Origin of the sequence: Leucobacter exalbidus (assembly GCF_017834145.1) — a bacterium.
GTDB lineage: Bacteria > Actinomycetota > Actinomycetes > Actinomycetales > Microbacteriaceae > Leucobacter > Leucobacter exalbidus.
Map to the genome: position 1 here is coordinate 2,086,722 of NZ_JAFIDA010000001.1, position 23,371 is coordinate 2,110,092.

The following is a 23,371-nucleotide window of genomic DNA, read 5'->3' on the forward strand; positions in this document are numbered from 1 at the left end:
ACTCTCGCCGGTTGGTGCACCCGCGCGAGGGCGAACGCTCGGTAGACTCGCGCTTATGAGCGAATTCGTCGTGTCACTGCCGAGCGATCCTGGTCTTCTTGAGGCCGTACAACACACGCTGGGGGAGACCCCCAACGTGCGATTTGTTGAGTGGGACTTAATTACCCCAGCACCCGCTGACTCAATAAACATTGTTGTTCCTCCCTATTGGGGCGGAGCGCGCAGGCTTGCGAATCTCGCCGCGGTGAACCCGCAGCTCGTGCAGTGGCAGTCGATCGGTTACAACGGTGTAGGGGATCACCTGCCCGAGGGCCTGCCGTTCGCAAACGCGAGCAGCGTGCACGAAGCCTCGACCGCTGAGCTAGCGCTCGGCCTCACCCTCGCCTCGCAGCGCGGCATCGACGCGTTTGTGCGCCAGGCCACGACTCACACTTGGGATCTGCGCTCGTACCCGAGCCTCGCCGATCGGCGCGTGCTGATCGTCGGCTACGGCGGCGTCAGCAAGGCCATCGAGGCCCGGCTCGCCGGCTTCGAGGTTGATGTGACCCGGATCGCGCGCACCGCGCGCCAAGACACCTCACTCACGGGCGCATCGGTGCCCGTGCACGGCATGGACGAGCTGAAGGCGTGCCTGGCCAATGCCGAGATTGTGATTTTGGCGGTGCCGCTGACGGCTGAGACGACGAGCCTGCTGGGCGCCGACGAACTCGCCGCGCTGCCCGATGGCGCACTGATCGTCAACGTCGCGCGCGGCCCCGTGGTCAACACTGACGCGCTCATGGCTGAGCTCAACGCCGGCCGGTTGCGCGCGGCGCTCGACGTCACCGACCCCGAGCCGTTGCCCGCCGACCACCCGCTGTGGGACTGCCCCAACCTCATCGTCACGCCCCACGCTGGCGGCGACTCGAGCGCGATGCTGCCCCGCATGTCGGCGCTCATCACCCGCCAGATCACGCACCTGCTGGCCGGCGAGTCCCCCGAAAACCTCGTGCAGGTCGGTTAGCCACGACCCACGATTCACGCGCGGCAGTGACCTGAGAATCTCTCGGGAATTGCCGCGCGCATGGTGGCCTCAATGCCACCATGAAAAGCACAGGCACGGCATTCGTGCGCTGTTCACTGAGACAGGAAACGATAACAATGGCGAAGTATCGAGTTCAAAACCCCGCGACGGGCGAGATTGTCGAGACCTTCGAATCTGCAACCGATGCGCAGATCGAGCAGTCGCTCGCAAGCGCAGACGCTGTATACCGCGAGTGGCGTGAGCGCAGCGTGCAAGAGCGCGCGCAGGTCGTCAAGCGCGTGGCCGAGCTGTTTGCGGAGCGCAAAGAAGAGCTCGCCGGCATCATCGCACTCGAGATGGGCAAGTCACTCGCCGAGTCAATCGACGAGGTCGAGTTCGCGATCGAGATCATCGAGTACTACGCGGTGCACGGGCCCAACCTCATCACCGATGTTGAGATCCCCAGCACCGTTCCCGGCAAGGCCACCATCGAGCAGCTGCCCGTGGGTGCGCTTCTGGGCATCATGCCCTGGAACTTCCCGTACTACCAGGCGGCTCGCTTCGCGGCACCCAACCTGCTGCTGGGCAACACGATCCTGCTGAAGCACGCCGATGTGTGCGCGCGTTCGTCGCTCACCATTCAGGCCATCATGGAAGAGGCCGGCGTGCCCGTCGGCGGCTACCAGAACGTGTTTGCCTCGCACGACCAGATCGCCACGATGATCGCTGACCCCCGCGTGCAGGGCGTCTCGCTCACCGGATCAGAGCGTGCCGGCGCCATCATCGGCGCCCAGGCTGGCGCGCACCTGAAGAAGTGCGTGCTCGAGCTCGGCGGCATCGACCCGATGGTCGTGCTCGACTCTGACAACGTGGCAGATGTGGCCCGCCAGGCGTGGGAGTTTCGCACCTACAACGTCGGCCAGGTGTGCAACTCGAACAAGCGCCTCATCGTGATGGATGACATCTACGACGAGTTCGTTGCCGAGCTCGTGCGCCTCGCTGAGGGCCTCACCCCCGGCGACCAGCTGAACCTGGGCGAGGGCGAATTCGTGCCGATGTCGACCCGTGCCGCGGCCGAAACGGTCAACGCGCAGGTGCAGAAGGCTGTTGCCTCGGGCGCCCGGCTGCTCGCGGGCGGCGTGCTGTCTGATGGCCCCTCGGCGCACTACTCGCCGGCCGTGCTCGTCGACGTGCCCCGCGACTCTGAGTCGTACGGCGAAGAGCTGTTTGGCCCGGTCGCCACGGTCTACCGCGTCTCGAGCGACGCTGAGGCGCTCGAACTCGCGAACGACTGCGCACTGGGCCTGGGCGGCTCGGTGTTCTCAACCGACGAGGCCCGCGCTGCACGCGTCGCCTCGAAGCTCGAGGTCGGCATGGCGCACGTCAACACGATCGCGGCTGAGGCCGCAGAGCTGCCCTTCGGCGGTGTGAAGCGCTCGGGCTTCGGCCGCGAGATGGGCCCGCTCGGCATCGGCGAATTCGCCAACAAGCGCCTCTACTTCGTCGCGAAGTAGCGCGCTGCACTAACGCCCCCGCGGGAATTTCCGCGGGGGCGTTGTGCTGCCCTCGATCCGGGTCCTGATGCGGCCGCGATGGCGTGCGCAGCGAGCCGCGCTGCGGTCGGAATGAGCGGATCCGGATCATGCCGCGCCGCCGCGACCCCGTCCTGGGCGCGCGAGCAAGCGGGCACCTGGGGCACCGGGAGCTTGCGAGAGTAGACTTGGTGGGGAGTGCGCCGGAATTCCGGCGTGCGTTCCCAAGATCCCCGCTTGCACCTTGGAGTGAAAAGAACATGGCTGAACAGTCCCGCCTTGATAAGGTCATCGCCCTTGCCCGCCACCGCGGCTTCGTATTTCAGGCGGGTGAGATCTACGGCGGATCTCGCTCGGCATGGGATTACGGCCCGCTCGGCACCGCGTTGAAAGAGAACATCAAGCGCCAGTGGTGGAAGACCATGGTGCAGAAGCGCGAAGACGTCGTCGGTATCGACTCGAGCGTCATCCTGCCCAAGAAGGTGTGGGAGGCCTCAGGCCACGTTGAGGTATTCAGCGACCCGCTCATCGAGTGCCTCAGCTGCCACAAGCGCTACCGCGAAGACCACCTGATCGAGGCCTTCGAGGACAAGAAGGGCCGCGCGCCCAAGGACGGCATGGCAGAAATCGTCTGCACCAACTGCGGCACCCGCGGTGAATGGACCGAGCCGCGCGCCTTCTCGGGCCTGCTCAAGACCTTCCTCGGCCCCGTTGATGACGAAGCCGGCATGCACTACCTGCGCCCCGAAACCGCTCAGGGCATCTTCGTGAACTTCGCGAACGTGCTGCAGGCCGCTCGCATGAAGCCCCCGTTCGGCATCGGCCAGATCGGCAAGAGCTTCCGCAACGAGATCACGCCCGGTAACTTCATCTTCCGCACCCGCGAGTTCGAGCAGATGGAGATGGAATTCTTCGTCGAGCCCGGCACCGATGAAGAGTGGCAGGAATACTGGATGGCCGAGCGCATGGCTTGGTACACCGGCCTCGGCATCAAGGCAGACAACCTGCGTTTCTTCGACCACCCGAAGGAAAAGCTGTCGCACTACTCGAAGCGCACCACCGACATCGAGTACCGCTTCGGCTTCACCGGCGGCGAGTGGGGCGAGCTCGAGGGCATCGCCAACCGCACCGACTTCGACCTGAAGACGCACTCTGAGCACTCGGGCAAGGATCTCAACTTCTTCGACCAGACCAATGACGCGCGCTACACGCCCTACGTTATTGAGCCCGCGGCAGGCCTCACCCGCTCGCTGATGGCCTTCTTGGTCGACGCCTACCGCGAAGAAGAAGTGCCCAACTCGAAGGGCGGCACCGACAAGCGCACCGTGCTGGGTCTCGACCCGCGCCTCGCGCCGATCAAGGTTGCCGTGCTGCCGCTGAGCCGCAATGAGAAGCTGTCACCCATGGCGCGCGAGCTCGCTGCAGAACTGCGCGAAGACTGGAACATCGACTTCGACGACTCGGGCGCCATTGGCCGCCGCTACCGTCGTCAGGACGAGATCGGCACGCCGTTCTGCGTCACGATCGACTTCGATTCGCTCGATGACAAGGCCGTGACCGTGCGCGAGCGCGACACCATGCAGCAGGAGCGCGTGCCGCTCGACAAGTTGTACGGCTACCTCGCCGAGCGTTTGCGCGGTGCATAACCACGCAACACGCGCGTGAAAACGAATCCTCTCACCCACGTCACCAGACGCGGGTGAGAGGATTGTTTGTATGACGAGCAGCACACCGAGCGATTTGAACTCGGCGCCACAGGATTCGCCCGCCCCGCCGCAGCCGGGGGCGACGCCGCAGCCCGCCCAGCCTGCGATGCCGCAGTGGGCGGCCCAGCGGCGCGTCTGGCGCACCGTCGAGACCGAACCGCTCGAATACCACCGCCTGCTGCGCGGCACCGCCGGGTATCGGTGGTGGAAGCCGCTGCTATTGCTGCTGCTGTCGGGCGTCTACTTCGGCGTCTTTACGGTCGTCGTGGGCTTCGCTTCGATCCCGCTGATGATGTGGCTTGATCCGTCGTACCTCAACGACATCGCAGCGGGCACCGGCGAGATTCTCGATACCCAGCGCCCCGTGTCGGTGTTCGTGAGCCTCGTCTCGATCATCGTCATGATTCCGGCCGTGATGCTCGCCATGCTGAGCATGGGGATGCGCCCCGTGGGTCGTATCTGGTCGGTGGCTGGCCGCATGCGCTGGGGCCTGTTTGGCAAGCTGATGGGGGTGGCGGTCGCCTCGGTGGTCGTCATGAACCTCGTGGGCATTGTCGCGGGTCTCGTGCTTGACCCCGCCACAGCGAGCGCCCCGCTGGCGTCGCAAGACGACAGCTTCAGCTGGCAGCTCGCCGGTATCTCGATGCTGCTCGTGCTCTTGCTGGTGCCGTTTCAGGCCGCAGCCGAAGAAGTTGTGTTTCGCGGCCTGTTCATGCAGGTTCTGGGCTCATGGGTGAAGAACCCGTGGCTCGCGATCTTGCTGCCCACGCTGGGCTTTGCCGCTGCCCACATCTATGACATGTGGGGGCTCGCCGCCGTCGGCCTGATGGGTGGCGTCGCCGCCTGGCTGAGCTGGCGCACCGGTGGCCTCGAAGCCGCCATCGCCATTCACATCGTCAACAACCTCATCGCGTTTGGGTTCATGGCCGCGGGGCTTGCCGGTTCGACCGCGCAGACCGAGTCGAGCGGCGGCGCAGGCACGCTGATCGGTGAAATCGCAGGTCTGGGCACCTTTATCTGGCTCACGCTGATCGTGTTTCGACGCGGCGGATACGGCCGACAGCGCATCGACCTCGTAAACATTGAGATGCCTGCTGCGCCCGCCGGGGCTGCGCCGATGGCTGCGCCTGCTGCGCCGATTGCCGCGCCGGCTGCACCTGTTGCGCCCGTTGCCACACCAACGCCCGAAGTCGGCACCGAAACCACCCCCGAGAACGGATCTTCACATGCTTGACGCCTACGTTGTCGGCCACGGCATTACCGAGCTCGCCGCCGCCCTTGAGCTGGCCGAGGTGGGGTTGCGCGTGCGCATCGCCGCCCCCGCGCAGGCCAGCGCACCCGCTGCTGCCGAAGCCAGCGCTGCCGGTCCGAGCCCCGAGGCCCCCGATCGCGGTGAGCCAGACGATGACGGCGCGATTCGTGCCCTGCTGGCCCACCTGGCCGCCCCAATTGGCACCAAGCCAGGGGAGGAGCGCGCAGCGAACACCGCTGTGCATACCGCGGCGGGGCTTGCGGCCATTACCTGCCCGCCCGGGCGCACGCTGCTGCGTGGCGCGAACGGGCAGTGGGCGCCGCTGCCCGAGGTAAATGTGTGGGGTATCCCCGCGGTGCCGATGTCGGGCGAAGCCGCGGCATTGCTGGGCGGCAGGGGTGCATTGCGCGCCTCGGTCGATCGGGTGCGCCCGGTGCTGACGATCGGTAAAACGGTGGGCCTGGGTGCGCTCGTGCGCAGCCGCATGGGCCAGCAGGTGCTCGACCGCGTGGTCAACACGCTCGTGGGTGCCCGCTATGGTGTGCCGGCCGACAATGTCGACGTCGCGATCGCGGCGCCGGGCCTGAATGGCGCGCTCACCAGCGCCGGATCGCTCTCTGGCGCAGTGCTCACCGAAGCCGAGAGCTACGTTGCACGTGAAACGCTTGTACGCCCCGCTGTGGGCTGGGCGGGGCTGCGTGCCGCGCTGCTCGAGCGCCTCGCGCTGTACAACGTGCAGTTTGGCGCCGCGGCGACCACGGTCACCGAACTCGCGGTTGATGCAGAGGCCCCCAACCAGCACATGACCCCGCACTGGCAGGTGCGCGAGGACACCGGAGAGGTCTTCGACGTGGTCGCACTCGCGGCCGGCCGCGACGGCTCGCGCGAAACACCGGCCGCGCTGCAGTCCATCGAACTCGGGCTGCACGCTGTGCCGGGGGCGGTCATCTGGCGCCCTCAGCTGACGGCCGTGGTGCCCGAGGCGAGCGTGCCCGAGCACGTGCTCACCGCGGTGGCTGCGCTCGAGGCGGCGGCGGGTGAGGGACACGGACGTGGATCAACACCCCACACCGTAAGCATCGGCACCGCAGCGATCGAGCCACTGGCCGTGGGCGCGGGCTGGTCGGTGCGGTACGAAGAAGCGGGCGCGGGCCACTGGCGCGTGACCGCCGCGGGGCCCGCGCAGATTGCCGCTGACGCCCTGAACACTGCCGATACGCCCCGCGCGCTGAGCGCCGACGCGCTCGCCCAGGTGCACGCCGAGGTGCCCGCGCTCGCGGGTGCCCGCGCCGCCTGGGTGCTCGCGCCCTGGGCGACCGTCACCGAGCGCGACGCGGCGGAGGCGGCGCTTGCGGCCGAGCGCAGCGACCGTGAATGGCTGCTGCACGCGGGCCGCGAGCTGCACGCAGGCAACCTTGCAGACAGCATCGCCGATGCTCGACAGGCCGCCGTGCACCTCAGGCGCAGGCTTGTGGGCATCAGCGACTAACTACATATTCCGCAACCGGTATGCGCGCCCCGGGCTTGGGCGGGTAGGCTGGCTGCATCTCACGAAACGCCATTGAGCGGGAGGCATCATGAAGGGCAAAGTCGCATTCGTACTCGGCGCAACAGTCGGGTATGTGTTGGGCACGCGAGCCGGTCGCGAGCGGTACGCACAGATTAAACGCGGTGCACAGACCGTGTGGGAAACCGCACCCGTGCAGCGCGGTGTCGCCTGCGTACGCGGGGCCGTGCAGCAGCGCGTTGACAACGCGAAAGCCGCGGCAACACGTGCAGGAAAGAGCGCGTTCGCCGCGTTTGTGCAGTCAGACACGCAGCCTCGCGGCACCGTGCCGCCCGAAGCGGGTGCACAGTGAGTCGCCGGGGCAACGAACCGCGCACGATCGAACTGCTGGCGCGGTTGCCACAGCAGATCGTCAACCTCGCGAAGATTGAATACGACAACGCCAAGCGCGAGGTCGTCTCGAAGGCGAAGAACGCCGGCATCGGACTCGGCGCGATTGTGGTCGCGCTGTTCTTCCTGTTCTTCATGCTCGAAGCGCTCGTGATCGCTGCGATTGCGGCGCTTGCGCTCGTGTGGCCCTGGTGGCTCGCCGCGCTGACGGTCGCGGCCGCACTGCTCGTGCTCGCCGCCGCCGCGGTGCTGGGTGGCGTGATGCTCATCAAGCGGGGCAACCCGGTGCCCACCGAGACCCTCGGCCGCCTTGAAAGCGATGCCGCCGTGCTCGCCGAGGTGCGCGTGAACTCTGACGCAGACACCGCCAAATCGCGCGGAGACATGCCGCAGGCAAACCAGGAAGGAAATTGGCGATGAACGCCGAGCAGAAGCAGCGGGGAATCGCTGATGCCGCCCGTGCCCGCGACGAGCTGTACGGCACGCTGGGGCAGCTGACTCATCAGCTGAACTACGCGCGCCGTATTGACGAGGCGATCGACGAGGCAAAAATTCGGGTTGGCGAGATGAAGCGAACCCGCCCCGTCGCCTTTGTTGCGGGCGTTGCCTGCGCCGCCGCTGTGGTGGGCCTTGGCGTGTGGGGTGTCGTGCGAGCGGTCTCGAAGCGCGTATAGTTCAGATGAGCCGAGGTTACGGTTCGGCTACATTTGCCGATCGGCGTGCCCTCGTTTTGCGTCAAGAGGGACACAGAGTAAGAATAGGGACAACGGATTTCCGTCGTCAGCCGGGTCAATGCTTTCAGGTATTGACTGCAGGCTTCAATGTTTAATGCGAGTGAGTTGGGGTCTATGTCGGCTGAGGCGAAACCGCTCAGTGGCCTGCGAGTGCTGGTCCCGCGCGGAGGCACTTGGGGTGATCTTGTCTCGAAAGCACTTCGTGAGCGAGGCGCACACACTGTCATTGCGCCGCTCGTTGACTTTGCTCACACGAGCGAAGAAGACAAGCTTGTCGCCGCTCTGAAGGATCTCGAGGCTGGCAAGTTTGATTGGATGACTGCGACCAGCTCGACGGTCGCCGATGTCATGCAGCACCATAATGCAGTGATCCACCCAGATACACGGGTCGCCCTCGTCGGCGAGGCCACCGCCGTGGCCTTCCACGACGCTGGCTACCAGATCACTCGCACCCCCAGTGAAGAGAACAGCACCCACGCACTGCTGCGTGAGTGGCCTGAGATCGACACCGGCGAGGTGTTGCGTGTGCTGACACTGCGCTCTGACGTTGCTATTCCCGTGGTCACTCAGGGCCTGATCGGTCGCGGCCACGATGTCACTCAGGTGCTCGCTTTCCGCACGGTCGGTGTGCCCGCTTCGGTGCACATTCGTGAAGACGTCGAATCGGGTCGCATTAACGCGATCGTGGTCGCATCGGCCAAGATCGCGCAAGAGGTGGCCACCCAGTTCCCCGAGTTGCACGAGGACACGCTGCTGGCGTGCGTCGGCGCCAACACGGTCGAAACGGTCGCTGCGCTGGGTCTGCCGGTTGAGGCAGACGACCCCGAGCACCCGCTGTACGCAACGAAGCGGGCTCTGCTCGACGCCGTCGAGTCAGTGATCGACCAGAGCGACACACTGGACTAACGCCATGGCTCGCGTCGAAGTGCACGCCGACCGCATCGTGATTCAACTCACCGCGGCCGAGAAACTTGCTGCCGTGCGTCGTCACGACATCACGCTTGATCGCTCAATGATCACCTCAGCGGTGATCACCGAGGATCCGTGGGTCTGGATTCACGGCGTGCGGTCACCCGGTACCCACGTGCCAGGCAAATATGCCGCCGGCACCTGGCGCAACCTAACGGGCCGAGACTTTGTGCTCGCGCGTTCGGGGCGCACCGCCGTGGTCATCGACTTCGAACGACCCGAGCACCCCGACGAAGAAAAGGGCTGGGTCGGCGAGTTCGACCGCTACTCACGCGTCATCTTGTCAACGGTGCACGCCGCAGATCTCGTGCGGGCGCTGCGCCTCGATGACTCAGGTGCTGATGCCGAGGTCGGGTACAGCGCAGGCTAACTCAGATCACGGGCGGTCACGCCGCCGGGCCAGATACACGCTCGAGCACATACACAAAAGCCGCGTGCCACGCCTCCCAGCAGGGAAACGCGGCACGCGGCTTTGTTGGTGTTAGTCGCGCACGATCACGATCTCATCGAGCTCGAACCGGGTGCGGGGTGCCAGCTCGCGCTCGCGCAGCGCCTCGGGCAGGTTATCTGCCGAGCCGATGGCGCCCACCGCGGTGATCGAGATCGGCTGGAAGCGGGCCTCGAGCTCAAACGACTCTGAGATGGCTGCGCGGTCAAAGCCGCCCATCTGGTGCAGGTGGAAACCCTCGCTCTGCGCCTGCACCGAGAGGTGCGCGACGGCCTGGCCCAGGTCGTACTCGGCCCACGGCAGGGCCTTGCCCTCGGCGTCGCTGAGCTCGGCGATGTTCACGATGAGCGCGGCTGCGCTGCCGGCCCACATCTGGTTGAAGCCCATGAGCGTGGCCTCGATCTTCGCGAAGCTCTCAGAACCGCGACGGGCGAGAATGAAGCGCCAGGGCTGCGTGTTGCTCGCGCTGGGAGCCCAACGAGCCGCCTCGAACATGCCGCGCAGGGCGTTCTCGGGGAACGCGTGTGCGTCGTCGAATGCGCGGGGGCTCCAACGCTCGGCGAGAGCGGGGAGTACGGGGGCGCTGGTCTGGGCGATACGCGGGTTCAAGGGGGCTCCTCTGAGTCAGTGGTTCGTGCCGTGAAAGTGAAACACTATCGCGGGCAGAATATTCCCGGGGTGCCGACTGAGTTTTGGCCGTTCAAGATCTGGGATCCGGATCAGCAATCAGCGCCCCGCCCGTGCGCCTCAGCCGAGTGCGGCCGCGGCCTCTTCGGCGATGATCGTCGAGAGCGTATCGAGCACGGGGGAGCGCAGGTTCCAGCGCTGCCAGTAGAGCGGCAGCGCGATTGCGGGCTCGTGGCCGAGCGCGACAAGGACACCGGTGGCGAGGCCCGGTGCGCACTGGAGCTGGGGGAGCATGCCCCAGCCCATGCCCAGCTCAATGGCGTGCGCGAACTCAGTGGATGAGGGCACGAAGTGGCGCGGGGGAGCGATCGCCGCCGAGGTGTGCTGGCGAATGAAGCGCGACTGGAAGGCATCGTGCCGGTCGAACTCGACGATCGGGGCGGCGGCAAGCGACTCTCCCGTGACACCAGCGGCAAAGTGCTCGGCCACAAATGCGGGGCTCGCGACGGCACGATAATGATCGGCGCCAATGCTCGTGGAGGTACAGCCGGGCACTGCCTCGGCCGTCGCGGTGAGGGCCGCCATCACCTCGCCGCTGCGCAGCTTCTCAGTCGACATGGTTTCGTCAGCACGCAGCACCTCGAAGCGGGCGCCGGTCTCGCGCGCCGCGCGTGCCAGCGCCGGCACAAACCAGGTCGCGAGTGAATCGGCGTTCACCACAATAGGGATGAGGGTGCCGCCCGCAGGCCCCGGCTCAAGCTCCGTGGCCACATCGCTTACGATCTGCGCGATCTGGCGGGCCGCGCGCAGCACCGTCGCGCCGGCCGAGGTCGTGGTGACCGGGCGAGTGCGACGCAGCAGCACCGAACCGGTGCGCTGCTCCATCGCGCGCACCCGCTGGCTCACGGCAGAGGGCGTGATGTGTAGCCGTCGGGCCGCGCCCTCGAAGCTGCCCTCCTCAATAATCACGGCGAAGGTCTGCAGGTGTTCGACGGGAAGCTCCATGTGCCTAAGTTAAGCACCACTAATGCAACTGAAGAAAGATGATGCACGCTGATGTAGCGGCCGGGGGCAGCGAGGCCGTACCGTCGAAGGGTGATCATCCCCATCCTCATTGGTATCGGCAGCGGCCTCTCCCTCATCATGGCCATCGGTGCGCAGAACGCGTTCGTACTGCGGCAGGGCATTCGCCGCGAACACGTGCTGCCCGTCGTGCTGATCTGCGGGCTCACCGACGCCCTGCTCGAAACGCTGGGCGTCGCCGGCATCGGCTTTGTGATCGAGCGGGCACCCGCCGTGCTCGAGATCGTGCGCTGGGGCGGAGTCGCGTTCTTGCTTTGGTACGCGTGGACCGCCGTGCGCCGAGCAATGAAACCGCAAGCCCTCGTCGTGGAGGGCGAGAGCGCCGGGTCATTGAAGCGCACCGTGCTCGCCTGCCTCGCCATCACCTATCTCAATCCGCACGTCTATCTCGACACCATGGTGCTGATGGGCTCGATCGGTAATGCACAGGGCGACCCGGCGAAATGGTGGTTCGCGTTGGGTGGGGCGCTCGCAAGCGTGATGTGGTTCTTTGCCCTGGGGTATGGGGCCCGCATGCTGACCCGCTTCTTTGCCACCCCCAAGTCATGGCAGATCCTTGACGGCTTCGTCGCCCTCGTCATGCTGGTGATCGCCGCCCGCCTCGCCTTTGGTGGCATGGGGGTGTGACGGTGCCGGTTTCCTCGCGCTGTTCGGCACATAGGTAGTGCGCCGCCGCAGCGTGAATATTGGGTGGATTTGGCATGAATACTCGCAACACGCCCGCGATAGTGGCGCGAGTTGCCCTCGCCCCCGCATCTGCGTATTGTTATCTCTTGTCGCTGCAACGCTGCCGGGCCGGAACAACAGTCCGGCTCATTAGCTTGCGCAAATACTTGCCAGTAGTTGTGGTAGGTTAGACAGGTTGCTCTTCGGAAGGCTTTGGCTGGTACGGGGGGTGTCTGGTCCTTGAGAACTCAATAGTGTGCACTTAAATTGTCAAATGCCAATTTATTTAAGAACCTGGTGCTTCGGTGCTGGGTTCGATTTTGGACAAATTATATGAACGTCAGTAATGATGTTCGTTTTTGTCAGGTTGAACTCGCTCCGTTCAGAGACTTTTTCCGTTTCTGTGTGGGGCATGTAATTTTTTACGGAGAGTTTGATCCTGGCTCAGGACGAACGCTGGCGGCGTGCTTAACACATGCAAGTCGAACGCTGAAGCCCTAGCTTGCTGGGGTGGATGAGTGGCGAACGGGTGAGTAACACGTGAGTAACCTGCCCATCACTCTGGGATAAGCACTGGAAACGGTGTCTAATACTGGATATGCACAGCGGCCGCATGGTCAGTTGTGGGAAAGATTTATCGGTGATGGATGGACTCGCGGCCTATCAGCTTGTTGGTGAGGTAATGGCTCACCAAGGCGACGACGGGTAGCCGGCCTGAGAGGGTGATCGGCCACACTGGGACTGAGACACGGCCCAGACTCCTACGGGAGGCAGCAGTGGGGAATATTGCACAATGGGCGCAAGCCTGATGCAGCAACGCCGCGTGAGGGATGAAGGCCTTCGGGTTGTAAACCTCTTTTAGTAGGGAAGAAGCGAAAGTGACGGTACCTGCAGAAAAAGCACCGGCTAACTACGTGCCAGCAGCCGCGGTAATACGTAGGGTGCAAGCGTTGTCCGGAATTATTGGGCGTAAAGAGCTCGTAGGCGGCTTGTCGCGTCTGCTGTGAAAACCCGAGGCTCAACCTCGGGCTTGCAGTGGGTACGGGCAGGCTAGAGTGCGGTAGGGGAGATTGGAATTCCTGGTGTAGCGGTGGAATGCGCAGATATCAGGAGGAACACCGATGGCGAAGGCAGATCTCTGGGCCGCTACTGACGCTGAGGAGCGAAAGCATGGGGAGCGAACAGGATTAGATACCCTGGTAGTCCATGCCGTAAACGTTGGGAACTAGATGTAGGGCCTGTTCCACGGGTTCTGTGTCGTAGCTAACGCATTAAGTTCCCCGCCTGGGGAGTACGGCCGCAAGGCTAAAACTCAAAGGAATTGACGGGGGCCCGCACAAGCGGCGGAGCATGCGGATTAATTCGATGCAACGCGAAGAACCTTACCAAGGCTTGACATGTAGAAGAACGGGCGAGAGATCGTCAACTCTTTGGACACTTCTATACAGGTGGTGCATGGTTGTCGTCAGCTCGTGTCGTGAGATGTTCGGTTAAGTCCGGCAACGAGCGCAACCCTCGTCCTATGTTGCCAGCACGTTATGGTGGGAACTCATGGGATACTGCCGTGGTCAACACGGAGGAAGGTGGGGATGACGTCAAATCATCATGCCCCTTATGTCTTGGGCTTCACGCATGCTACAATGGCCGGTACAATGGGCTGCGATACCGCGAGGTGGAGCGAATCCCAAAAAGCCGGTCTCAGTTCGGATTGGGGTCTGCAACTCGACCCCATGAAGTCGGAGTCGCTAGTAATCGCAGATCAGCAACGCTGCGGTGAATACGTTCCCGGGCCTTGTACACACCGCCCGTCAAGTCATGAAAGTCGGTAACACCCGAAGCCGGTGGCCTAACCCCTTGTGGGAGGGAGCTGTCGAAGGTGGGACTGGTGATTAGGACTAAGTCGTAACAAGGTAGCCGTACCGGAAGGTGCGGCTGGATCACCTCCTTTCTAAGGAGCACTCAACAACATTGTTGTTGCAGAATGTTCAGGACATCACCGTACGTGTGATGCTGAACGCTCATGGGTGGAACATTCGACAAAGTAAACTTTGATTTGCTCGTCTGTGCAAGTACGCCAGGTCCTTTACGGGGCAGGGTTGGAAAGCGTGGGTGAGTGGGTTCTAGTTTCAAGACAGTGCATACTATTGGGTCCTGAAGGCCCAGCCAGCTGCTCCTGTATGGGGGTGGGTGTTTGGTTTCTTCGGGCCCTTCTGCGTCGCACTTGTTGGTGGCGTGGTTGGGATCGACCGTACGTTGAGAACTACACAGTGGACGCGAGCATCTAACAACAACCTACGGGTTGTTGTTGATACTAAATTTTTTTCATTGGTCGCATTATTTATAATGTGATTTTTTTGATACTTATGTGATTTCAAATCTTTAAGAGCAAACGGTGGATGCCTTGGCATCTGGAGCCGAAGAAGGACGTAGTAATCTGCGATAAGCCTCGGGGAGCCGATAAACGGGCTGTGATTCGAGGATTTCCGAATGGGGAAACCCCGCCAGGGCACTTGTGTACCTGGTGACTCCCGCCTGAATATATAGGGCGGGTAGAGGGAACGGGGGGAAGTGAAACATCTCAGTACCCCCAGGAAGAGAAAACAAAAGTGATTCCGGTAGTAGTGGCGAGCGAACCCGGATGAGGCTAAACCGGTCATGTGTGATACCCGGCAGGGGTTGCATGGTCGGGGTTGTGGGACTTGTTGGATGGGTCTGCCGGCCTGTCAACGTGAGAGTGAAGCTATAGGAGAACGACTTGGAATGGTCGACCGGAGTGGGTGAGAGTCCCGTATCCGAAATGGTTTTACCGCGTGATGAGTATCCCAAGTAGCACGGGGCCCGAGAAATCCCGTGTGAATCTGTCAGGACCACCTGATAAGCCTAAATACTTCCAGATGACCGATAGCGGACTAGTACCGTGAGGGAAAGGTGAAAAGTACCCCGGGAGGGGAGTGAAATAGTACCTGAAACCGTTTGCTTACAATCCGTCGGAGCTAGCTTGTTCTAGTGACGGCGTGCCTTTTGAAGAATGAGCCTGCGAGTTAGCGATATGTGGCGAGGTTAACCCGTGTGGGGTAGCCGTAGCGAAAGCGAGTCTGAATAGGGCGATTCAGTCGCATGTCCTAGACCCGAAGCGAAGTGATCTATCCATGGCCAGGTTGAAGCGCGTGTAAGAGCGCGTGGAGGACCGAACCCACTTAGGTTGAAAACTGAGGGGATGAGCTGTGGATAGGGGTGAAAGGCCAATCAAACTTCGTGATAGCTGGTTCTCTCCGAAATGCATTTAGGTGCAGCGTTGCGTGTTTCTTGCCGGAGGTAGAGCTACTGGATGGCCGATGGGCCCGAAAAGGTTACTGACGTCAGCTAAACTCCGAATGCCGGTAAGTGAGAGCGCAGCAGTGAGACTGTGGGGGATAAGCTTCATAGTCGAGAGGGAAACAACCCAGATCACCATCTAAGGTCCCAAAGCGCGTGCTAAGTGGAAAAGGATGTGGAGTTGCTGTGACAACCAGGAGGTTGGCTTAGAAGCAGCCACCCTTGAAAGAGTGCGTAATAGCTCACTGGTCAAGTGATTCCGCGCCGACAATGTAACGGGGCTCAAGCACGCCACCGAAGTTGTGGCATTTAACGTATAGACAAGCCTTTTGTGGTTCAGTCCGTTGGATGGGTAGGAGAGCGTCGTGTGGCCATTGAAGCGGCGGTGTGAACCAGCCGTGGAGGCTACACGAGTGAGAATGCAGGCATGAGTAGCGAAAGACGGGTGAGAAACCCGTCCTCCGGAAGACCAAGGGTTCCAGGGTCAAGCTAATCTTCCCTGGGTAAGTCGGGACCTAAGGCGAGGCCGACAGGCGTAGTCGATGGACAACGGGTTGATATTCCCGTACCGGCGGTAAACCGTCAAAGGCCTAACGAGTAGTGCTAAGCAAACCTAAGCTTGCATGGATCCTTCGGGTGATGTGTGGGTGGTGGCTGCGAACCCAAAGCTCGGGTGGTGAGCGTGAGGTGTGACGCAGGAAGGTAGCCTGTGCCGGGCGATGGTTGTCCCGGTGTAAGTATGTAGCCTGTTCCTTATTAATAGTTTGGGACATGAAGGGTGAGATACGATGCGGACCCTTTGGGGGAAGCAGGTGATCCTATGCTGCCTAGAAAAGCATCGACGTGAGGTTTGCTGTTGCCCGTACCCCAAACCGACTCAGGTGGTCAGGTAGAGAATACTCAGGAGATCGAGATAATCATGGTGAAGGAACTCGGCAAAATGCCCCCGTAACTTCGGGAGAAGGGGGGCCATCCGCTTATTAGACTTTACGTTGAAAGGGTGTGGTGGCCGCAGAGACCAGTGGGGAACGACTGTTTACTAAAAACACAGGTCCGTGCTAACACGCAAGTGGATGTATACGGACTGACGCCTGCCCGGTGCTGGAAGGTTAAGAGGAGAGGTTAGGACCTTTGGGTTCGAAGCTTTGAATTTAAGCCCCAGTAAACGGCGGTGGTAACTATAACCATCCTAAGGTAGCGAAATTCCTTGTCGGGTAAGTTCCGACCTGCACGAATGGCGTAACGATTCCCCAGCTGTCTCCACCGTGAACTCGGCGAAATTGCAATACGAGTAAAGATGCTCGTTACGCGCAGAAGGACGGAAAGACCCCGTGACCTTTACTACAGCTTGGTATTGGTGTTCGGTGTGGCCTGTGTAGGATAGGTGGGAGACTGTGAAGCTGTGACGCTAGTTATGGTGGAGTCGTTGTTGAAATACCACTCTGGTCATATTGGATATCTAACTATGGACCCTGATCGGGTTCTGGGACAGTGCCTGGTGGGTAGTTTAACTGGGGCGGTTGCCTCCTAAAGAGTAACGGAGGCGCCCAAAGGTTCCCTCAGCCTGGTTGGTAATCAGGTGGCGAGTGTAAGTGCACAAGGGAGCTTGACTGTGAGACTGACAGGTCGAGCAGGGACGAAAGTCGGGACTAGTGATCCGGCAGTGGCTTGTGGAAGCGCTGTCGCTCAACGGATAAAAGGTACCTCGGGGATAACAGGCTGATCTTGCCCAAGAGTCCATATCGACGGCATGGTTTGGCACCTCGATGTCGGCTCGTCGCATCCTGGGGCTGGAGTTGGTCCCAAGGGTTGGGCTGTTCGCCCATTAAAGCGGTACGCGAGCTGGGTTTAGAACGTCGTGAGACAGTTCGGTCCCTATCCTCTGCGCGCGTTGGAAATTTGAGAGGATCTGACCCTAGTACGAGAGGACCGGGTTGGACAGACCTCTGGTGTGCCAGTTGTTCTGCCAAGGGCATGGCTGGTTGGCTACGTTTGGGATGGATAACCGCTGAAAGCATCTAAGCGGGAAGCCGGCCTCGAGATGAGATTTCCGTACACCATTTGGTGTGTGAGGCTCCCAGTAGATTACTGGGTTGATAGGCCAGATGTGGAAGCCCGGTAACGGGTGGAGCTGACTGGTACTAATAAGCCGATGGTTTGATTTCTTCCCACTTGTTGGGCATAAGATTTTTAGTGTAACGATTGTTCGCGTCTACTTTGTGGTTCCCAACGGACGGCCACACCCCCAAACAAGTCACTTTTTGGTGTCAGGGTTTGGGTGTGGTTTGTGTGTTGATAGAGTTACGGTGGTTATAGCATCAGGGAAACGCCCGGTCACATTCCGAACCCGGAAGCTAAGACTGATTGCGCCGATGGTACTGCACTCGGGAGGGTGTGGGAGAGTAGGTCACCGCCGGACACCTTTTCATGAAGGGGTCGTTAGGATGTTCACGATTGAGTGAGCGTGTCCTGACGGCCCCTTTGTTTTACCCACTACCACCATAGACGGTACAAGCTCGTTTCGGGTGTGTAAAACATTCAGCCCCAGGTCAAAGCCCGGCCCACCGCCGCGATACGATTTGGGTATGCAACTCAGTGATACCGATCAGAAGTACCTGGGCCTCGCCATCGAGCAGGCCGAAATTGGATGGGGCGAGGGGGGCGTGCCCATCGGCGCCGCACTCGTCCACCACGGCAAAGACGGCGACAAGGTACTCGCCGTCGGCCGCAACCGTCGCGTGCAGATGGGCAGTGCTATTCGCCACGGCGAAACCGACTGCCTCGAGACCGCCGGCCGCCTTCCCACCAGCGTCTACCGCGAGTGCACGCTCTACACGACCCTGTCGCCCTGCACGATGTGCGCCGGCACCGCGATCCTGTACGAGATCCCCCGCATCGTCATTGGCGAGAACCAGAGCTTCGAAGCCTCAGAAGAATGGCTGCTGAGCAAGGGCACCGAGCTCGTCATCGCCGAAGACGCCACCTGCGTCTCGCTGATGGAACGCATGATGACCGAACGCCCCGAGATCTGGGCAGAAGACATCGGCGTGGAAACCTCTGACCTGCGCCCGTCTGAGCCGACCGCGTGAGCACACCTGACACCTCGCGACCCGTCGCGGGTCAGGGCGGCGACCGCGCTGTAGGCGACGCCGGTGGCGATTCGGAATTCGCAGCTCACCAGACGACCGGGGGCGCCGAAGCCGCCACGGCCACTGTGATCGACAAAGACTACCCGGTGACCCCGGTACCCACTCACGCGCGCAAGGGCTTCTTCTCGCTCGCCGTGGTACTGCTGGGCTTCACCGTCTTCACGCCGACCATGGTGGCCGGCGCGCAACTGGGCGTGAGCTTCAACCTCAACGATCTCATCATCGTGATCGCGCTCGGTTCGCTCGTGCTCGGCGCCTACGTCGCCGCGCTCGGCTGGATCGGCGCGCGCACCGGGCTCACCACCGTCGTCATGGCCCGCTACACCCTGGGCACCCGCGGCTCGAAGCTCGCCTCCCTTTTGCTCGGCGGCACACAAATCGGCTGGTACGGCGTGTGTATCGGCATGATCGGTGACCTCACCGCGCAAGCGCTCGGCTGGGACACCTTCGCGGCCAAGGCCGCCATCATGATCGCCGTTAGTGCGCTGATGTGCATCACCGCCTGCTACGGCTACCGCGGCATGTACTGGGTGTCGCTGATCTCGACCCCGCTGATCTTGGTGCTCGCGTTTTGGGTGATGTCGCGCTCCCTCGCCGAAGTGGGCGGCTGGGCCGGCCTCGCCGCCATCGAACCTGAATCTCAGATGAGCATCGCGGTCGCCATTACCGCCGTGGTGGGCACCTTTGTGTCAGCTGGCACGCAGGCTCCCAACTGGACCCGCTTCGCCCGCTCAGGGCGGCAAGCCGTGATCGCCTGCCTCACCGGGTTCCTCATCGGCAATGCGCTGATGATCTTCTTCGGCGCCATCGGTGCGATCACGTTCGGTGAGGGCGACTTCGTGCTCATTCTCTACCGCATGGGGCTCGTCGGCTGGGGCCTGTTCTTGTTGTTCGGTAACCTGTGGAAGTCGAACGCCGACGCCGCCTACTCCTTTGGCGTCGCGGGCGCCGAAGCCTTCGAGAAGCCCAGCAAGACCCGCTTCATCGTGGTCGGCTCGATCATCGGCACCGTGCTCGCCCTCATCGGCGTGCACGAGCACCTGCCGCAGTATCTCGGGTTGCTGGGTACGTTCATCCCGCCGCTCGGCGGCGTGATCATCGGCGACTATCTCGCACGCTGGCGCCGCACGCAGATGCCAGAGGGGGAGAAGCTGCCCCGCTTCAACCTCGTCACGCTCGGCATTTATGTCGTCTCGTGCGCGCTCGCGTGGAGCGCCGGCGAACTCGCGATCGGCATTCCGCCCGTGATTGGCATTCTCGCCGCACTGGTGCTGTCACTGGCGCTCGCAAAGCTGTCGCCTAAGCGGTAGTCGCGCACGTAAGAGCACCCGCTGAGGCGGTGATGGGCTGAGGCCCGTCACCGCCTCGCGTGCTTTTATGCGCCGGCGAGTTCGGCGAGCAGCGCGTCGACCTGCCCCTCGCTCGTATCGAAGGCGCACATCAGGCGAAACAGCCCGGGAGTTGTGGGCCACTGCCCAAAATGGAACCGCTCGCGGGCGCGCGCCGCGGTGGCCTCGGGGAGTACCGCGAACACGGCGTTGGACTGCACGGGGTGGGCGATCCGGATCCCAGTATTCTGCGTCTCGAGCCGCGCGATACCGGCCCCCAAGCGCGCCGCCATCGCATTGGCGTGCTGCGCCGACCGCAGCCACAGGTCGCCCTCGTAGAGTGCGTTCAGCTGCGCCGAGATGAACCGCATCTTCGAGGCGAGCTGCAGGTTGATCTTGCGCAGGTACTTCATGCCGGGCGCCGCCGCGGGCCGAAGCACGATGACGGCCTCGGCCCCCATCAGCCCGTTCTTGGTGCCACCGAGGCTGAGCACGTCGATGCCGGTGTCGGTGGTGAGCTCAGCAAGGCTGGTGCCCAGGTGCGCGGCAGCGTTGCCGAGACGCGAGCCGTCGAGGTGCAGCAGCATGCCGTGCGCGTGAGCCTGCTCGGCGAGCGCGGTGATCTCAGCCGCCGTGTAACACGTGCCGAGCTCGGTGACCTGCGAGATCGAGACCGCCAGCGGCTCAGCGCGGTGCTCATTGCCCCAGCCCCAAGCCTCCTGCGCGACGAGCTCGGGAGTGAGCTTGCCATCGGGCGTCTCAACCGTGAGCAACTTCAGGCCGCCCGTTTTCTCGGGGGCACCCGTCTCATCACAGTGAATGTGAGCGGTGCGGGCACAGATCACCGCGCCCCAGCGAGGCAGCATCGCCTGCAGCGCGAGCACGTTCGCGCCGGTGCCATTGAGCACGGGGAAGGCCTCGGCGTGAGCGCCAAACAGGGTCTTGGCGAGTGCGTGGAATCGCGCGGTGTGGGAGTCGCCACCGTACGCAGGTTCGGCGCCCTGGTTGGCTGCGACGAGCGCATCGAGCACCTCGGGGTGCACCCCCGCCCAATTGTCTGAGGCAAATGATGGAATGGGTGCGCTGTGTGGGTTCGAGTGAGTCACACGATCAGTTTACGGCCCGGGTGCGCACGCCGCCGTAGGCGACTGCGGCGACCGCTGTGCACAGGTTGGGTGAGCTATCCACCGATCTATCCCCGAAGTTATCCACAATAGTTTCCACCTGTGCATAACTCCTGTGGATTCCTCCACAACCGGTGGAGAAACGTGAACTTGGTGTGCTGGTGCGGCAGACGCGAGAGGCGCGCCCGGCCCGTAAACGCGGTTTTCACAACTTACCCACACATTTATCCCCAGCTGTGAGTAATTACATGCGTGTAGTTCGATAAGTGTGTGGAATTTGCGCACTCGTGCATGGAGCGGGGAGCGGGGCGGCCCCGAAATGAACCCGTTTGCACATGGACACCCGGGTAAAACGGCCTTCGGGGGAGCCTTGGCGACGAAGCCACCCGCAAATCGCGATATTTGCTCCCCAATCGGACCGCGCAGGGGTGTGCAAAGTGAAGTGCCTGTGGATAGTTACAGCCGTGTAATTCACCGCCTGTGAACAGGGAAAATGGCCAAAATTCGGTGTGATCTCAACGAAGTTCGCCGCGCCCGGGCGACGAAACAAGAAAATCTTACACAGACTTCCCCACAGGCTGCGGCCGTAATTGTGGATAACTTTCTCGCGTGCGATCTTTGGCATCCACCGACCGGTGGATGCCAAAGATCAGCCTCCCCATGGCTGACGCTGCCAGGGGAAGCGAGCCAAGATGGAGACATGGATAACAGCAGCGGTGCGCACGGCACCAGCGCGGTGCGTGTGAGTGGCCTCACCAAGACCTACGGCACGCAACAGGTGCTGCGAGGCGTCGACCTCGACATCGCTGTCGGCGAGACCTATGCGCTGCTCGGCCCCAACGGTGCGGGCAAGAGCACGACTATCGAGGTGTTCGAGGGTATTCGTCGGGGTGACACAGGCTCGGTGCGGGTGCTCGGGGTTGACCCGCTCACCGCGCCGCGGCAGTGGCGGTCGCGGGTGGGCATCGTGGCGCAGAGCACGGGCGACCTGGGGCCCTTTACCCCGCGCGAACTGATCGGCTACTTCGGCTCGCTCGCCACCGCACCGCGCGGCGTTGACGAGGTGCTCGAGCTCGTGGGCCTGACGGCGCACGCCGGCAAGAGGGCAGCCAAACTCTCGGGCGGCCAGCAGCGCCGACTCGATGTGGCGCTGGGCATCGTCGGGCGACCCGAGGTGCTGTTTCTTGATGAGCCCACGACGGGCTTCGACCCCGAGGCCAGGCACCAGTTCTGGGACATGATCGCGGGGCTGTCGGCCGAGGGCACATCAATTCTGTTGACCACGCACTATCTCGACGAGGCGGCCCAGCTGGCCGACCGCGTCGGGGTGCTGTCGGGTGGCCGCATCGTTGCTGAAGCGACCCCCGAGCTGCTCGGCGGCGCTGAAGCGCGGGTGCCGGTGGTGCGGTGGCGAGACGTGAACGGTGACTGGTGTGAAGAACGCACCGAGCAGCCGGGGGAGCTGGTGGGCCGACTCTGCGCTGAGGCGCGAACGGCGGGCCTCGCGGGCGGGGAGCCCGAGGGCCTCGAAGTGCGCAGGCCCTCACTGGAAGACATTTACCTGGGGCTCATCGCCGCAGACGAAACCGAACGCGCAGCAGCGGAGGCCCAGCGATGAACACACAACCCACGAACGCGGGCCACGGCACCGGTTCACCTGCTCGCCCCCATGCCAGTGGTCTCCACGAACCACTCGCCGATGCTCGCCGCACACCCCGCGCCGGCGGAATCCTACGGCTAGGGCTCGCGGCCATCACCCTTGAGCTGCGCGCCTACTTTCGCACCTCTGACACCGTCTTCTTCACCTTCCTGTTTCCCATCTTGATGCTGTGCATCTTTGGGGTCGCCTTCGAATCGGTCGGCGAGATCGGCGCTGCACCCGACGGCACGGGCGGCATTACGATGGCCGCGTACTACCTGCCGGGCATGGTGGCCGCCGGGCTGCTACTCACCGGGGTGCAGAACCTCGCCATCGATATCGCCCGCGAACGTAGCGAGGGGTGGCTGCGTCGCTTGGGAGGCACCGCGATGTCGCCGGTGTCATACTTCATCGGCAAAGCGGGCATGATTCTCGTGACCTCTGTCGTGCAGCTTGCGCTGCTGCTCGCCTTCGCAAAGTTTGCGCTGCGGGTCGACCTGCCCGCAGAGCCTGCGCTATGGCTACGCTTCAGCTGGCTGTACCTGCTGGGCATTGTGACCATGACGCTGCTCGGTATCGCGCTGTCGGCGCTGCCCCGCTCATCGCGCAGCGCCTCGGCCGTCGTGCTGCCCGTCGTGTTGCTGCTGCAGTTCATTTCAGGTGTCTACCTGCAGTTCACAATGCTGCCGGGCTGGTTGCAAGACTTCGCCTCACTGTTCCCGCTGAAGTGGCTCGCGCAGGGGATGCGCAGCGTGTTCTTGCCCGAGCACTTCGCGCTCGCTGAACAGGGCGGCGGGTGGGACCTGGGCCTGGTGGCTCTCAACCTCGCGGGGTGGCTCATCGCGGGCCTCGTGCTGAGTCTCATCACCTTCAAATGGGTGCGCCGATCGTGAGAAGCT

General features: G+C 62.8%; 18 protein-coding genes and 3 rRNA genes. 18 read left to right on the top strand and 3 right to left on the bottom strand.

The features are described 5' to 3' along the window. Positions 1–55 precede the first annotated feature (55 nt). The 10 genes from JOF28_RS09450 to JOF28_RS09495 all read left to right on the top strand — a co-directional run bounded on the left by JOF28_RS09450 (position 56) and on the right by JOF28_RS09495 (position 9,463). A complete protein-coding gene (locus JOF28_RS09450; RefSeq protein WP_209705530.1) occupies positions 56–1,003 on the top strand; it encodes a 2-hydroxyacid dehydrogenase in 948 nt (315 codons plus the stop codon). A 137-nt stretch (positions 1,004–1,140) separates the two neighbouring features. After that, positions 1,141–2,517, top strand: a complete 1,377-nt coding sequence (locus tag JOF28_RS09455) for an NAD-dependent succinate-semialdehyde dehydrogenase (protein ID WP_209705531.1) — start codon at positions 1,141–1,143, stop codon at positions 2,515–2,517. 278 nt (positions 2,518–2,795) lie between these two features. Beyond that, positions 2,796–4,181, top strand: coding sequence for a glycine--tRNA ligase (locus tag JOF28_RS09460; RefSeq protein WP_209705532.1), 1,386 nt, complete (start codon positions 2,796–2,798; stop codon positions 4,179–4,181). Between the two features lie 70 nt (positions 4,182–4,251). Beyond that, the gene (locus JOF28_RS09465; RefSeq protein WP_209705533.1) at positions 4,252–5,475 is read left to right on the top strand and encodes a CPBP family glutamic-type intramembrane protease; all 1,224 of its coding nucleotides are present in this window, start codon (positions 4,252–4,254) and stop codon (positions 5,473–5,475) included. Further along, positions 5,468–6,982 (top strand): hypothetical protein, encoded by a 1,515-nt coding sequence (locus JOF28_RS09470; protein ID WP_209705534.1) that lies wholly within the window; start codon positions 5,468–5,470, stop codon positions 6,980–6,982. Before JOF28_RS09465 ends, JOF28_RS09470 begins: the two co-directional genes overlap by 8 nt. A gap of 88 nt (positions 6,983–7,070) precedes the next feature. Next, entirely contained in the window at positions 7,071–7,352 is a 282-nt protein-coding gene (locus JOF28_RS09475) for a YtxH domain-containing protein (protein WP_209705535.1), read from the top strand. Beyond that, positions 7,349–7,810, top strand: coding sequence for a phage holin family protein (locus JOF28_RS09480; protein WP_209705536.1), 462 nt, complete (start codon positions 7,349–7,351; stop codon positions 7,808–7,810). The genes JOF28_RS09475 and JOF28_RS09480 overlap by 4 nt, the downstream gene beginning before the upstream one ends. After that, positions 7,807–8,064 carry a DUF3618 domain-containing protein gene (locus JOF28_RS09485; RefSeq protein ID WP_209705537.1) on the top strand — a complete coding sequence of 86 codons (258 nt, stop codon included), beginning with the start codon at positions 7,807–7,809 and terminating at the stop codon, positions 8,062–8,064. Before JOF28_RS09480 ends, JOF28_RS09485 begins: the two co-directional genes overlap by 4 nt. A gap of 147 nt (positions 8,065–8,211) precedes the next feature. Further along, positions 8,212–9,030 (top strand): uroporphyrinogen-III synthase, encoded by an 819-nt coding sequence (locus tag JOF28_RS09490; RefSeq protein WP_245189920.1) that lies wholly within the window; start codon positions 8,212–8,214, stop codon positions 9,028–9,030. Between the two features lie 4 nt (positions 9,031–9,034). Next, positions 9,035–9,463 carry a hypothetical protein gene (locus tag JOF28_RS09495; protein WP_209705538.1) on the top strand — a complete coding sequence of 143 codons (429 nt, stop codon included), beginning with the start codon at positions 9,035–9,037 and terminating at the stop codon, positions 9,461–9,463. A 111-nt stretch (positions 9,464–9,574) separates the two neighbouring features. Here the strand turns inward: JOF28_RS09495 and JOF28_RS09500 are convergent, their stop codons facing one another. Together JOF28_RS09500 and JOF28_RS09505 are read right to left on the bottom strand one after the other, a co-directional pair. Beyond that, entirely contained in the window at positions 9,575–10,150 is a 576-nt protein-coding gene (locus JOF28_RS09500) for a nitroreductase family protein (RefSeq protein ID WP_209705539.1), read from the bottom strand. A 138-nt stretch (positions 10,151–10,288) separates the two neighbouring features. Then, complete coding sequence (locus JOF28_RS09505) at positions 10,289–11,173, bottom strand: LysR family transcriptional regulator ArgP (protein WP_209705540.1); 885 nt, start codon at positions 11,171–11,173, stop codon at positions 10,289–10,291. 90 nt (positions 11,174–11,263) lie between these two features. Here JOF28_RS09505 and JOF28_RS09510 point away from each other — a divergent pair, with 90 nt between their 5' ends. The 6 genes from JOF28_RS09510 to codB all read left to right on the top strand — a co-directional run bounded on the left by JOF28_RS09510 (position 11,264) and on the right by codB (position 19,691). Further along, complete coding sequence (locus JOF28_RS09510) at positions 11,264–11,878, top strand: LysE/ArgO family amino acid transporter (RefSeq protein WP_425342479.1); 615 nt, start codon at positions 11,264–11,266, stop codon at positions 11,876–11,878. 460 nt (positions 11,879–12,338) lie between these two features. Further along, positions 12,339–13,865: ribosomal RNA gene (locus JOF28_RS09515) — 16S ribosomal RNA — on the top strand. 421 nt (positions 13,866–14,286) lie between these two features. Beyond that, positions 14,287–17,397, top strand: a 23S ribosomal RNA gene (locus JOF28_RS09520). A 137-nt stretch (positions 17,398–17,534) separates the two neighbouring features. Further along, a 5S ribosomal RNA gene (gene rrf, locus JOF28_RS09525) occupies positions 17,535–17,651 on the top strand. The 16S, 23S and 5S rRNA genes sit together here, the layout of an rRNA operon. 166 nt (positions 17,652–17,817) lie before the next feature. Next, entirely contained in the window at positions 17,818–18,321 is a 504-nt protein-coding gene (locus JOF28_RS09530; protein WP_209705541.1) for a nucleoside deaminase, read from the top strand. Further along, positions 18,318–19,691, top strand: a complete 1,374-nt coding sequence (gene codB / locus JOF28_RS09535; protein WP_342452138.1) for a cytosine permease — start codon at positions 18,318–18,320, stop codon at positions 19,689–19,691. The genes JOF28_RS09530 and codB overlap by 4 nt, the downstream gene beginning before the upstream one ends. A gap of 65 nt (positions 19,692–19,756) precedes the next feature. Here codB and JOF28_RS09540 read toward each other — a convergent pair whose 3' ends face one another. After that, positions 19,757–20,815, bottom strand: coding sequence for a threonine aldolase family protein (locus tag JOF28_RS09540; RefSeq protein WP_209705542.1), 1,059 nt, complete (start codon positions 20,813–20,815; stop codon positions 19,757–19,759). Between the two features lie 718 nt (positions 20,816–21,533). On the opposite strand from JOF28_RS09540, the gene JOF28_RS09545 reads away from it, so the two are divergent. Together JOF28_RS09545 and JOF28_RS09550 are read left to right on the top strand one after the other, a co-directional pair. Further along, positions 21,534–22,451 (top strand): ABC transporter ATP-binding protein, encoded by a 918-nt coding sequence (locus tag JOF28_RS09545; protein ID WP_209705543.1) that lies wholly within the window; start codon positions 21,534–21,536, stop codon positions 22,449–22,451. Next, a complete protein-coding gene (locus tag JOF28_RS09550) occupies positions 22,448–23,365 on the top strand; it encodes an ABC transporter permease (protein ID WP_209705544.1) in 918 nt (305 codons plus the stop codon). Before JOF28_RS09545 ends, JOF28_RS09550 begins: the two co-directional genes overlap by 4 nt. The last annotated feature ends 6 nt before the right edge of the window (positions 23,366–23,371 follow it).